11 protein-coding genes are annotated in these 13,474 nt (G+C 55.8%); 10 read left to right on the forward strand and 1 reads right to left on the reverse strand.

The genetic code is table 11. The annotated features are described in order from the left end of the window. Positions 1–8: 8 nt before the first annotated feature. From AC6RNO_RS01520 to AC6RNO_RS01535, 4 genes are read left to right on the forward strand one after another with little or no spacing between them, the layout of a single operon-like run. Positions 9–1,028: a FecCD family ABC transporter permease gene (locus AC6RNO_RS01520; RefSeq protein ID WP_474680898.1), complete on the forward strand. Its 1,020-nt coding sequence runs from the start codon at positions 9–11 to the stop codon at positions 1,026–1,028. Further along, positions 1,028–1,840, forward strand: a complete 813-nt coding sequence (locus AC6RNO_RS01525; RefSeq protein WP_497104311.1) for an ATP-binding cassette domain-containing protein — start codon at positions 1,028–1,030, stop codon at positions 1,838–1,840. Before AC6RNO_RS01520 ends, AC6RNO_RS01525 begins: the two co-directional genes overlap by 1 nt. Before the next feature lie 6 nt (positions 1,841–1,846). Further along, a complete protein-coding gene (locus AC6RNO_RS01530; protein WP_497104312.1) occupies positions 1,847–2,833 on the forward strand; it encodes an LLM class flavin-dependent oxidoreductase in 987 nt (328 codons plus the stop codon). Between the two features lie 23 nt (positions 2,834–2,856). After that, positions 2,857–3,936, forward strand: a complete 1,080-nt coding sequence (locus AC6RNO_RS01535; protein ID WP_497104313.1) for an ABC transporter substrate-binding protein — start codon at positions 2,857–2,859, stop codon at positions 3,934–3,936. Between the two features lie 896 nt (positions 3,937–4,832). On the opposite strand, the gene AC6RNO_RS01540 is transcribed toward AC6RNO_RS01535, so the two are convergent. Beyond that, positions 4,833–6,227 (reverse strand): phospholipase D-like domain-containing protein, encoded by a 1,395-nt coding sequence (locus AC6RNO_RS01540; protein ID WP_488438493.1) that lies wholly within the window; start codon positions 6,225–6,227, stop codon positions 4,833–4,835. A 974-nt stretch (positions 6,228–7,201) separates the two neighbouring features. On the opposite strand from AC6RNO_RS01540, the gene AC6RNO_RS01545 reads away from it, so the two are divergent. From AC6RNO_RS01545 to AC6RNO_RS01570, 6 genes are read left to right on the forward strand one after another with little or no spacing between them, the layout of a single operon-like run. Further along, positions 7,202–8,014, forward strand: a complete 813-nt coding sequence (locus tag AC6RNO_RS01545) for an ABC transporter ATP-binding protein (RefSeq protein ID WP_488438492.1) — start codon at positions 7,202–7,204, stop codon at positions 8,012–8,014. Continuing rightward, positions 7,986–8,810, forward strand: coding sequence for an ABC transporter permease subunit (locus AC6RNO_RS01550; protein WP_497104314.1), 825 nt, complete (start codon positions 7,986–7,988; stop codon positions 8,808–8,810). The genes AC6RNO_RS01545 and AC6RNO_RS01550 overlap by 29 nt, the downstream gene beginning before the upstream one ends. Further along, positions 8,807–9,673, forward strand: coding sequence for an ABC transporter permease (locus tag AC6RNO_RS01555; protein WP_488438490.1), 867 nt, complete (start codon positions 8,807–8,809; stop codon positions 9,671–9,673). The genes AC6RNO_RS01550 and AC6RNO_RS01555 overlap by 4 nt, the downstream gene beginning before the upstream one ends. A gap of 34 nt (positions 9,674–9,707) precedes the next feature. Then, positions 9,708–10,796: an ABC transporter substrate-binding protein gene (locus AC6RNO_RS01560; RefSeq protein ID WP_497104315.1), complete on the forward strand. Its 1,089-nt coding sequence runs from the start codon at positions 9,708–9,710 to the stop codon at positions 10,794–10,796. A gap of 31 nt (positions 10,797–10,827) precedes the next feature. Beyond that, positions 10,828–12,201, forward strand: coding sequence for an aminotransferase (locus AC6RNO_RS01565; RefSeq protein WP_497104316.1), 1,374 nt, complete (start codon positions 10,828–10,830; stop codon positions 12,199–12,201). Positions 12,202–12,207: 6 nt separating this feature from the next. Further along, positions 12,208–13,473, forward strand: coding sequence for a hydantoinase/carbamoylase family amidase (locus tag AC6RNO_RS01570; protein ID WP_497104317.1), 1,266 nt, complete (start codon positions 12,208–12,210; stop codon positions 13,471–13,473). Position 13,474: the final 1 nt, after the last annotated feature.

Consider the following 13,474-nt stretch of genomic DNA (forward strand, 5'->3'; position numbering starts at 1 on the left):
ATCCCGGTATGCGGTCCATAAGCCCGATCCGCGACAGATGGGTATTTCTCGTATTATTAGCCGGGCTGGCGGCGCTTGTGCTTTTGTCTTTTATGGTCGGGAGGTTTTCCATTTCCCCCTGGCAGGTGGTCGATGCCTTGTTTTCCCGATTCGGCGCAACCCGTGAAACCTCCGATATTATGAATACGGTCGTTTGGGACATTCGGCTGCCCCGCATCGTTGCCGCAATCGCGTCCGGGGGAGCTCTTGCGGTGTCCGGAAGCGTCTACCAGCGTTTATTTAAAAACCCGTTGGTATCGCCCGATATACTGGGCGTCTCCGCCGGGGCCGGATTCGGCGCGTCGCTCGCCCTTTTGCTGTTATTGCCCTGGACGGTGCTTCCACTGCTTGCTTTTGCATTCGGCCTGGCTGCAGTTGCCTGTTCGCTTTTCGTATCCAGATTAGCATGGAACGGTTCGAATATGATGATCATTTTGAGCGGTATTGTCGTGGCTGCCATTTTCCAGGCTCTGATTTCCATCGTGAAATATGTGGCCGATCCGGACAATACGCTGCCGAGCATCGTGTTTTGGTTGATGGGCGGCTTTGCGAGTGTGAAAAGCAGCCAAGTTTGGATAACGCTCGTGCCAATCGCAATCGCACTGCTTGTTTTACTCGGATTACGCTGGCCGCTGCAGGTCATCTCGTCCGGTGAAGACGAGGCCCGCTCGCTCGGCGTCCCGGTCGCCCGGATCCGGCTCATTGTCATTTTATGCGCGACACTGTTGACGGCCGCCGCCACAAGCTTGGGCGGAATCGTAGGGTGGGTCGGGCTGCTCGTTCCACACATGGCGAGAATGCTGGCTGGAGAAAATATCGTGCGTTCGCTCCCGGTGACATTCATGGCCGGCGCCATGCTGCTGCTCGCTGTTGATACGGCTGCGCGTTCCATCGGTTCGACGGAAATACCGCTCGGAATTATTACTGCGCTGCTGGGCGCGCCGTTCTTTTTATTCCTGCTCATTCAAAAAGGGAGGAGGGATCGGTGATGCTTGACGTACATAATCTTCGTTTTCATTATTCGCCCGACCGCCCTTTGCTTCGCGGGCTTTCATTTTCGCTCCGGCCGGGAGATGTTTTCTGCATTCTCGGTGCGAACGGAACCGGCAAAACGACGCTGATCAAGTGCCTCCTTGGCTTTGTGAAATCTGCGCCCGGAACGATTCGGGTCGGAGGGGCCGATGTGGCCTCTTTGAAGCCCGGAGAGCTTGCCCGGCGCATATCGTACGTTCCGCAGGCGGCGCTGGCCGACATGGACCAGACCGTCTTTGATGTCGTCATGATGGGGAGGAATCCTTACATCAAAATGCTGTCATCGCCATCCGGAGAGGATGAACGAATCGTGCATGACGCGATGGTTCAGCTTGGCATAGCCGGACTAGCCGGCACGCGCTTTTCGCAGCTGAGCGGCGGGCAGAGGCAAATGGCGCTCATTGCAAGAGCGCTGGCCCAGCAGGCGCCTGTCATGGTGCTGGACGAGCCGACCGCGAGTCTGGATTACGGCAATCAGCTTAAAATTCTTCAAGTTATAAAAGATTTGGGCGCGAGAGGCCGTACGGTCATTATGACTACGCACGTCCCGGACCATGCGCACTGGGTTTGCAATATGGCCGCATTCATGAAGGATGGGATCTTCATTGCCCAAGGCGCGCCGGATCGGATTTTGACATCCGCTTTGCTCAGCGAGCTTTACGAAGCCGATATCCGCACGGCGAAGGCGCAGCTGGACGATTCGCCGGACCGGACCGTGCGCGTTGTAATACCCGTAATGGCCGAGAGCGGCATGATAAAAGGGAGGTAATCAACGATGAAATTCGGAATATCGGGAAGCAGCGGAGGGCTTGAATCGCTGCCGCAGGCCCGCATGAAAGCATTCATACCTTTACTCGAGAAAATGGGCTTTACGTCGATATGGATCAATGAGGAACATTTTCAACGAAACGCTGCGGCGCCGGATCGGCACGGTTATTCGCCGCTTATATTGGCGGCTGCTGCAGCGGCATTGTCGTCCCGGCTCCGCATCGGCTTCTCGGCGCTGCTGCTTCCGCTGCATCATCCGCTGCGGCTGGCGGAAGAGATCGCAACCTTGGACCGGCTATCCGACGGCCGAATCGATTTCGGCATTTCTCGCGGGCACGCCGGCCGTTATTTTGAAGCATACGGCGCCGATCCCGAGCAAAGAACGGCACAATTTCGCAACGTGCTGGAAGAAATCATCCGCTACTGGCGCAACGGCATCGTCTCTTTGGCGGATGAAGAGGTTCTTTTTGCGCCACTGCCGGTTCAGGCGCCTCATCCTCCTGTCTATGTGGCTGCGTATTCGGATGAATCCGTCGAATGGATCGCCCGGTCCGGGTATCGGCTTATCCAGCACGGCATTCAGTCCATAGACAGCCTTCGCCGCTGCCTCCACGTGTACAAGGAGTCCGGAGGCGATTCGGAAGCATTGCCTGTAGGGCGGTTCGTTTATGTAGGAGAAAGCGACGAAGAAGCAAGAAGGGACATTTGGCCGACCGTATGCCGGTTAACGGACCTGTTGAAACGGATTCGCACCGAACGGTTCTCGCTTATACACGATGAAGACGATTTGGAGCCGGAACGGTTTTACGATAGTCTCGCCATTATCGGAAGTCCGGAAACGTGCAGCGGCAAGCTAAGGCAGCTTCGCGAAGAACTCGGCGTGAACGATATCAATCTGCTGCCGTCTTTTTTCGGATTGCTTCCTGCCGAGCTGCTGGAAAAATCTTTGGAGCGCTTTTCAACCCGGGTCATGCCTGAGTTAGCCAACTTATAACACCAGAGAAGGGGAGCGACTATATGTTTGAAACAATCAAAAAGCGCGCTGCGACGCGAAGTGTAATGGCTGCGGTGCTGCTGCTGGCGCTGCTGCTGTCCGGGTGCGGCTTAGGGAAAAACGCGGATCCGGCATCGACATCGGGTAACACGCAGACGGATATGGCGGGCAGGCCGGTAGCCGTGCCAAGCAAAATCGAACGCGTGTCAGCGCTGCATCCAATCCCGTCCTACTTGCTTTGGCGGCTTGCCCCGAAAAAGATGGTGAGCAAAGACATGGTTTTTGTATCCCAGTATTTGGCGGAGAACAGCCCGAAGTTGTTTGCCGAGCAAGATTCCGCCATGCTGAAAGCTTTGCCGACGACGGGCGTATTTTTTAAAGGGCTCGATCCTGAGCAATTGCTGCAGGTACGGCCGGACATCGTCATCACGATGACGAAAGATCCGCAAAAGGATCAGTTGGCCGAAAAAATCAAACTTCCGGTTTACGCGATATCCAAAGATACGTTGACCGACTATGAACAATCGATTCGCTTGATCGGGAAGCTGGTCGGCAACGAATCCGAAGCGGCGAAGCTGGCCGATTATTGGAAAAACGCGATCGAAGAAGTCGCAGGCGAAAGCAAGCGCATTCCCGACAGCCAGCGGTTGAAAGTTTATTATGCGAATTCGGAATTGCTTGCAACCCCTGGCAAAGATACGATAATGGCTTCAGTTATCGAGCTTGCCGGAGGCGTGAACGTGGCGAGCGGTTTGTCCGGCAATTCGACGGACGAGAACCTTCCGGTCAAAATGGAACAAGTACTGGAGTGGAATCCGCAGGTCATAATCGTCAAATCGCTCGCGCAAAAAGAACAGATTCTGAAAAGCCCGGAATGGCAAGGTATCGATGCCGTCAAAAAGCAGCGGATTGCGGTGCAGCCCCGCTATGCGATTATGGACGGAATGATGGCCATCATGGGCTTGAAATGGGCGAACGGCGTCATGTATCATCAAGACGACCAAGCTTTCCAGCAGCAGTTCCGGCAAAAATGGACCGAGTTCTACTCGCTGTTCTTTCATTACAATATTACGCCTGAGCAAATGCAGGAACTGTCAAAATAAAGCGGTCGCTTTTGTATTCGCACATTTTGACAGTATGTTCGTCAGGAAATCTCGCCCAACCTAATTCCATGGTGTGATAACTGAAATTTAAAGGCTGCTCCCCCAATTGGAGGAGTAGCCTTTTCTATCTTCACTTACCAATAACCTCTGTGTTCCTCGCCACTTAATTTTCTATGCACTTCTTTGATTAGATAAAACTGTTTAGTGGAACCAATTTTTACGTGCGGATTGATCGTATTAATAATAGCAAGTACTATAGAAATCATTGTAATTACAATACAAGGACGAAGAAGCAAATGAGAGGATAAATGCGAAAGAATTGCATGAATTGCGGCTGGAGGGAAGCTGGAGTAATAGCGCCATCCTCGGCGCGAAGTGGCTCGGGTACAGTGAGGAGCAGACAAAGGAGTTTGTTCAGCCGCCGGATCGCCAACTACTCCCAAAGGAGGTACCTTCGTGCTGCGCCTTCATCCGCTGATCGATGCGTTCCAGATGGCCGCACAGCTCACTAAGCTGCGTTACTTTGGTAACAACTAAATCGGTGACTTTATTTGTAGCTTGTACCTTGTCCAACCTCGAAACGCCATATCAACTTGCGTAGGCTGCGAGCTGTTTGGCCGGCAGCACCGTCTTGTCCCAGTTGCGTCCGCGCACGAACCGGTTCGGCATCAACTTAGCTAATTATTGCGACGCAAAATACATCCCAAAACGAAAGAAGGAACTGTCCCAAAAAAGCTCGCATAGTATGAGAACGGCGCGAAAATCGAGCAAAAGGACCTCAAATTCCACTGCCAAGTGGAGAGTGAGGTCCTTTGGATTTAGGCTAGCAGCTTAGCTTGGTTCAAAATGAAAAAGCTCTGTAAGCGCGGAACTGCCGTCTAGCCTGTAGATTGCCGCTATTCACCGTAAGTCGCCGGGTCCAGGCTATATGCAAGACCTTGCCAGTCGAAGTCTCCGCACGCTTTTCTAAGGCGGTTTTCACCGGCGACGTTGCGGTAGAGCCGAAGGGCTTCGCGGTCGTCCAACTGCACGGTGTCCTGCCCCAGGTGCTCGGACAGAAGTTGACGGCGCAGTGCGCGCACCACTTTTGCATCCCATATCGCTGCGTTCATCTCCGTATGGCCGAATAGTGAATTCGAGTGGAGATTGCAGGACCCGATTGTCGCCCACGTGTCGTCTACAAGCATGATTTTCGCATGTACATATATATCGCTGCGTCCGCCTTGAGCAGTTGGACCGGCAATGCCGACAAGCGTAAAATTGCCGTATCGGCCGAGCGCTTCGATGTGATCGAAAAAGCCCTTGCGGTCCGGGTTCCGGCGGGCTGCGCGCACGTATTCCTCGGGTTCGGCCGGAACGAGGAGAACGACATCGACGCCGCGTTTCAGGGCGTCCTCAAGCCTGGCCGCTATTTCCGGTACCGGGAGCGCCTGATTTTCGATATAGATCGAGCGTCGCGCGGCATCGATCGCCTGTTTGTACTGCTCCAAGACGGAACGCTCGCCAGCGGCAATATCGAAGGAAGAACCCCCGGGAGTCGGGTGGCTATTGCTGTAGCGGCCGGCGTACACGTTCCTTTGGATCTGCACGAGGCTATCGCCCCGCGGCTCGGTGACGCGCACCGGAAAGGGCAGTTCGTCGTCGCCGTCATGGCCCCATACGCCGTTTTCCGCCGTTTTTTCGCTGGCCTCGTTCCACCTCTGGACGAAATTGTGATGCACGTCGGTTGCGGACGGTCCGGTCACTTCGACATAGACATCGTGGCGGTGGCCTTCTCCCGCGTGGCCGGGTTCAAAAGCCTTGAAAGTCGGATTAATCCCGCCGACAAATGCCGTTTCGGACGGTTCGCCTGCATCGATAAGCCAAATTTTTTGGTGTTGGCAGTAGTAGCCGTAAGCACGATCCCAACGTGCGCGGAAACGCGAACCGCGTGCGCCGAGCAGTTCAAAGTCGGCGTGCGATCCGGCAAATGCTTGGCCGTAGCCACTGCTTTCCGGATTGGGACGCCAGAAAATGATCCGCACATCCAAGCCCCGCTCAACCGCGCGGTCCAGCACATCGAAGATCGTGCCCCGGCCGTCCGGCATTTGGAAATCCGGCGCCAGGAAAGTGACCGCAAGCCAGACGCTGTGCCGCGCGGCATCGATCGCTTCGCAAATACGCCGGAAGGTGGGGGCGCTATCCACAAGCGGCCGCACCGCATTGCCGGGGCGGATGGGGTAGGAGGCGGATACAAGGAAAGGCACTTGCGGCTCGGAGCCTGGAACGGCTAAAACTTCGGATGGGATCATCGAATAAACCTCCAATAATCATAGTAACGTAAGCCAACTGCAAAGGTTGATAGAACGGTACGTAGTACAAGTCGTCTGCCGGAACTAACGTATCATGCTGCGCTAAAAACCCGCAAAAGTCAGACAGCTGCCCAGAAACCCACACGCTAGAGCCAACGGCAATTCGCGCGCTAGAGCCACCAGCAATTCGCACGCCAGAGCCAACGGCAATTCGCACGCCAGAGCCATCACTTCATCTACATCTGCCTGGCCCGCGAAGAAAGCCTGCAAAAGTGCATCTTTTTACCCGTTGATACGCTGGCTGCGGAATTATTCCTGCAAAAGTGCAGGCTTTTCGTCGCGAACATGGCTTAGACTCATTTTTATCGAAAATTCCTGCACAATCGCAGGCTTTTTGCCAAAATGACCTATGATTACGGAAAAAGCCTGCACTTTCGCAGGTTTTTGTGCGTTGTCACTGCTTAAGCCGATTGCAAAACGGTTGCGCCGCATTTGACGGCAAAGTCATACTTTTGCTTGGCCGAAAAGGGAAGCCTTCCGCTTGTCCCAACAAGGTGCGGAAACTTATGCGGCGTTTTGATAGACACGGTTTGTCTCTTTAATTTTAATGTATCGGAAATATCATGTATAGGGCAATCACATTCTCGACTACATGCTGCCGAAGCTCGAAGGGGCGTCTGCCCAATGTTCCTATCCTTATACAGACGGCCATCAAGAACGAAAGTGAAGCGAAGGTTCCCGGTTACGCCAATATAGTTTACATAACAAAAATTATGTAAAAAAATCTGCTCACCCTTCAGGACTTCGTTTTCTTTTTTTTACTTCTCACACCATGTTACAGAATGTAAAGTGGAGCAACTGATTTCGAAACACTTTGTATAATGTCATTTTGTAATTATGTTATATAATATAACATATATAGTAATTGAAGTTGACCGTGAATTCACATTTGAAAGTGGATGAGGAGGGGCTTCATGCAATCAGACGGTTTCGGCAAAAAAGTGGAGATTTCGGTGGACGGCGTTTCGATGGTTTTTGGCAAAAAGGGGCGTCAAGTGACCGCGCTTCAAGACACCAGCTTCGAGGTGTATCACAATGAATTCGTCTCCCTGCTCGGTCCGTCGGGCTGCGGCAAATCGACGCTGCTCAGGCTGATGGCCGACCTGCTGCAGCCGACAGGCGGAACCATCTCCGTCCGGAAGGAGCATCCGAGAGAAATTCGTCTCCGCCGTAAGTTCGGCATCGTTTTTCAAAGCCCCACATTGTTTGAATGGCGGACCGTCAGGGAGAACATCGAGCTTCCGCTCGAAGTGCTCGGCCAGACGAAGCGCGAAGCGGCCGGCATCGTCGACGGGCTGCTCGACATTGTCGGACTGACCAAGTTTAAGGAGCATTACCCTTGGCAGCTGAGCGGGGGCATGCAGCAGCGGGTCGCCATAGCCAGAGCGCTCTCGCTGGACCCGCCGATCCTGTTCATGGATGAGCCGTTCTCTGCGCTCGACGAGTTTACGAAAGAAAAGCTTCAGCTGGAGCTGCTTGAAATCAAGAAGAAGACGAACAAAACGATCGTTTTTGTCACCCACAGCATTCCGGAAGCCGTGTTTTTGTCCGACAGAGTCATTGTGTTGTCCCCGCATCCGGGCCGCGTCCATTCCATTTTCGATATCCCGCTCGGCGGCAGCAGGACGGCTCTGATCCGCGAATCGGAGACGTTCCACGCGTGGACGGCCGCCGTTCGGAACTGCTTCTACAAGGAGCGTGAATCCCTTGACGAGCAAATTATTTAGAACATGGAGCCAAGGGACGTCAATCGCCGTCTGGGCCGCAGCCTTGATCATTTTGTGGGAGGCGCTCGCATGGCTTCTGCATCATGGCATTCCGCTCAAGTCCCCCGATTCGAAACTGCCTTACCTTCACCAAATCGTGCTGTCGATGACTGCGAATCTGCCGGCTCTGACGGAGCAAGGGGCGATCACCTTCGGCAACTCCATGCTCGGCTTTCTCATCGGCTCTGTTGCCGGAAGCGGATTGGCAATCGCCATGAGCCTTTCCAAAACGGTCGAAAATACGCTGTCACCCTACATGGTCGCTTCGCAAATGGTGCCGATCATCGGCCTTGCTCCCATCGTCTACGGCATCCTTCATGACCCGGGCATTTCCCGGATCGTCATGTCAGGATACGTTACATTCTTTCCGGTCACGATTCATACGCTGCGCGGTTTGAAAAGCGTTTCGTCCGAGCATCTGGAGCTCATGCGCTCCTATGCCGCTAGTCCATGGCAAAGCTATATGAAGCTGAAGCTCCCCGCTGCGCTGCCGGGCGTATTTGCAGGCCTGAAGCTGGCTGCGCCGCTGGCGATTACGGCCTCGATCATCGTCGAGTTGATGGGCGCGCCCGACGGCATAGGCGTATTGATGGTCAGCTCACTATATTACGGCACAGCGCAAGTCTATATGTTTTGGAGTACGGTGCTGGTCAGCATGGCAATCGGATTCGCATCTTTTCTGGCGCTTTTGTTGGCGGAACGGCTGTTGACGCCATGGCAGCCCGAATTTCGGCAAGCGGGGAGGGATGGCCAATGAAGGAGATGGCGATCGGCGCGGAGCAGACCAGTCCCGCGAAGCCGGCGGAAGCCCCACTCAAACTCAAACGCCCGAAGCCGGCCGCTGCGGCAAAAGCGCGTTCCTGGCCGGCGAAGCTGCTGCCTTCCGCGTTCGGCGTTTTGTTCCTCGTCCTGTGGCAGACGGAGGCGTTTCATAAGCTGTTTCATCTGGAGAGGTACCAGCTGCCGATACCGTACGACATTGCCGCCGCAATCCGGGACAACAGCGATACTTTGGCGCTCTATGCGCTCTACAGCGGCATCGAAATGGTCGGAGGCTGCCTGATCGGCTCTTTCCTCGGGTGGCTGGCGGCCGTGGCCGCGTCCTTTTATCCGAATGCGGGGAAAGGCGCCGTCTCGATCATGGCTTCGCTGAACGCACTGCCCATCGTGGCGCTCGCGCCGATCATGAACAACTGGCTGGGCGACGGCATCGCTTCGCGCATCGGGATCGTGTCCGTCATGACGATGGCGACGATGGCGGTCAGCGCGTACAAAGGATTTCGATCCATCGATCCGGCGTATTTGGAGCTGATGGAGTCCTATGCGGCCGGGAAGCGGCAAACTTTTTTTAAGCTGAGGCTTCCCAAAGCGCTCCCGTCCATGTTCGCCGCCCTCAAGATCAACATGTCGACCGGCATTATCGGGGCGATCGTCGGCGAGTTTTTCATCTCGTCCAGGGGGCTCGGTTATTTGCTATCCGATCAAATCAGGCTGGCCAACATGCCGCTTGCCTGGGCCTGCATCGCAATAGCCGCCGCGCTCGGCATCGCCCTTTACAACATCGTGCAGCTCATTGAAAAACTGTCCGTTCCATGGTCCGCTCAGGACCGGACTTCCTAGAAAAGAACATTATTTTCGGAGAGGGTTGGTCTGAATGTTGAAGGGAGTATCTGCTGTCCGCTTTGCCCTGCTGAGCTGCATATCGTCCGCGCTTGTGATCATGTCCGCCTGCGCTTCCGGTCCGGCTGCCTCGCCGGCGGCCCCGGCTCCTGCCGCTGCAGGATCGTCGCCGTCCGCGCAAGCGCCGTCCTCCGGACCGCTGAAAAAAGTGAAAATTCAGCTGAAATGGGTGCCGCAAGCGCAATTCGCCGGCATTTATGCAGCCAAAGAGAAAGGCTTTTACAAAGATGAAGGCCTCGATGTGGAAATCATCCCCGGCGGACCTGACGTCGTCATCGAACAGCAGGTCGTGAACGGCGCTGCGGATCTTGGCGTGTCGAGCTTCGACAGCCTCCTCGTGAACCGCGATAACGGCTTGCCGCTCGTGTCATTGGCGCAAATCACGCAAAAAAGCTCCTACCGGCTGCTCGCCAAAAAGGCCACAGGCATCGATGCCCCGGCCAAAATGAAAGGCAAAAAAGTCGGCACATGGATGGGCAGCCAGCAGTTCCAGGTGCTTGCTTTTATGGAGAAGAACGGATTGGACCCGAAAAAAGATATTCAGCTCGTCAAGCAGGGCTTTACGATGGACCAATTTTTCAATGATCAGCTCGACGTGGCGACGGCTACGATTTATAACGAGTACTATGTCGTTCTGGAAAGCGGCGTGAAAGAATCCGATCTGAACGTATTCAACTTTGACGATGCGGGCGTTGCCATGCTGGAGGATACGCTGATCGCCAAGAAGGATTGGGTGGACAAAAACCATGATCTCGCCGTCAAAGCGGTGCGGGCCACATTGAAAGGCTGGAAATACGCGATCGATCACCAGGACGAAGCGGTCGACATCGTGATGAAAAGCGTGACGCAGGGCAGCACGACGAAGCAGCACCAAGTGACGATGCTCAAAGAGATGGCAAAGCTCGTGAAGCCGGAAGGTTTCAAGGATGAGCAGGTCGGCGCGTTCGTCGACGAATCCGTAAAACGGACGGCAGATATCGCATTGCAGTACGGATTGATCAAAAAACCGGCCGATTTGGCGGCTTCCATCGACAAAACGGTTCTGGAAGGCGCCGCCAAGTAGGCAGAGGTAGAGGCAGAGAGGGGAGAACGAGATGAACGTCAATCAAGTGAAGGATGCGGCGGTCAAAGACGAACTGCTGGACAAAGACCGCAAATATGTATGGCACCATATGTCTCCCCATAACGACAATCCGATGATTGTCGAATCCGGCGAAGGCAGCTGGATTACGGACATCGAGGGCAACCGCTATTTGGACGGCATGTCAGGGCTGTGGTGCGTCAACGTCGGACACGGGAGAGCGGAAATAGCCGAGGCGGCCGCAGGGCAAATGACCAAAATCGCCTACGCCACGCTAGTCCAGTCCCATGTGCAGGCGATTGAGCTTGCTGCGAAGCTGAACGAATGGCTGGACGGGGAATACCGGATCTTTTTTTCCAACTCGGGTTCGGACGCGAATGAGGTCGCTTTTAAAATCGCCAGACAATATCATCATCAAAACGGCAAGCCGACCAAGCACAAATTTATTTCCCGGCACCGCGCCTATCACGGCAATTCGATGGGGGCGCTCGGGGCGACGGGCCAAGCGCAGCGCAAGCTGAAGTACGAGCCGCTCGGCGTCGGCTTCCAGCACGTTCCGCCGCCTTACTGCTACCGCTGCCCGTTCGGGCAAGCCCCAGGCTCCTGCAAGCTGGAATGCGCCAAAGCCTACGAAGACGCGATCCGGTGGGAAGGGCCCGATTCCGTGGCGGGCGTCATTTTGGAGCCCGTCATCACCGGTGGGGGGATGATCGTCCCTCCGGATGACTATTTGCCGGAAGTTCGACGTATTTGCGACCGCTACGACGTTCTGCTGATCGTCGATGAAGTCATTTGCGGCTTCGGCAGATCGGGCGAAAAGTTCGGCCATCACAATTACGGGGTCAAGCCCGATATCGTCACGATGGCCAAAGGGCTGACAAGCGCGTATTCTCCGCTGTCGGCGACGGCGGTTGCGGCGGAGTTGTACGCTCCTTTTCAGGATAAGCAGGCGGACAGCCACTTCCGGCACGTGAATACGTTCGGCGGCAATCCGGTATCCTGCGCCGTTGCGCTGAAAAACCTGGAGATTATGGAGCGGGAAAATCTCGTCGCCCGTTCCGCCTATATCGGCGGCAAGCTGAAGACCGGCCTCGCACCGCTGCTCGGCCATCCGAATGTCGGGGAGATCCGCGCATTCGGCTCCGCGCTCGGCATCGAGCTGGTGGAGGATCGAAGCTCGAAGACGCCGGCTTCGCCCGAACGGGTGGCGGCGATTTTGAACGGCTGCAAGCAGAAGGGGCTGCTGATCGGAAAAAACGGCGATACGGTTCCGGGTTATACGAACATTTTGACGTTAAGCCCGCCGTTTACGACGACCGATGACGATCTTGCATTCATCATAAGCACGCTGCTTGACGTATTTGATGCCAATCGGGAGAAAGGATGATGCCGTATGAAGACGATACCTGCTCTTCGTATTAATGCTTCGAGGCTGCAGCGGCGTATTGCGGAGCTGGCCCAAATCGGGTGCATCGGCGATACCGGCGTATGCAGGCTGGCGCTGTCCCGGGAAGACCGGGAGGCCGTGGAACTGGTCAAATCGTGGATGGAAGAAGCGGGCATGAGTGCGTCGATCGACCCGTTCGCCAATTTGATCGGGGTCAAGCAGGGCAGCGATCCGGGGGCTCCCGTGCTGATGCTGGGCTCGCACATCGATTCGCAGCCTTACGGCGGCCGGTATGACGGCGTAATCGGCGTGCTTGGCGCTATTGAAGCCGTGCAAACGATGGCGGAGGAAGGCATTGTGCCGGCATGCACGATTGAAGTCGTCGCTTTTTGCGATGAGGAGGGCTGCCGGTTCAACAAAGGCTTGTTCGGCGTCCGGGGAATGACCGGGAGGCTCGAAGAAGGAGAGCTGGAGCGAACGGATAAAAACGGCGTGACCCGCAGGCAGGCGTTGACCGAATTCGGCTGCGATCCGGCGGGATTTGCGGATTACCGGTTCCAAGACGGCCGGATCGGCGCTTTTTTGGAGCTGCACATCGAGCAGGGCCCTGTGCTGGAAGCGCTGGAAGCGCCGATCGGGATCGTCAGCGGCATCTCCGGTCCCTTGTGGCTGACGGTGGAGATGACCGGCTTCGCCGGACACGCGGGATCGGTGCCGATGCCGCTGCGCCGGGATGCGCTGGTCGGCTGCGCGAAAGTGATCGTAGCGCTGAACGAGCTGGCGCAGCGGGAGCCGGGAGCGCCGACGGTCGGCACGGTCGGCTCGCTTACGGTGTTTCCGGATTCGCGCAACATCATCCCGGAGAAGGTGTCCTTCACCGTCGATCTTCGCGATATCGACCTGCAGCGCCGCAACGCGCTGGAATCCGAGCTGCTCAGCGTGATCGAACACGCCGCACAGGAGCACGGGCTCACCTACACGATCCGCGAGGATACGAACAGCGAGCCGCGCTACTGCGCCGACTGGATCAAGCGAACGCTGCGGCAGGAGGCGGCCGCCATGGGCCTGGCTCCGCCGGAGCTGATGAGCGGGCCGTTTCATGATTCGCTGACGATGTCGCACGTATGCGATTACGGCATGATTTTCGTCCGCTGCAAGCAGGGGATCAGCCATAACCCCGAGGAGTTTGCCGCCGGGGAAGATATCGCGCTGGGCGCGGAACTGCTGTACCGGGCGGCGCTGCAAATTTGTTCCGGCAAAGGAGGGCAATAAA

It is taken from the genome of Paenibacillus sp. sgz302190 (assembly GCF_059820445.1).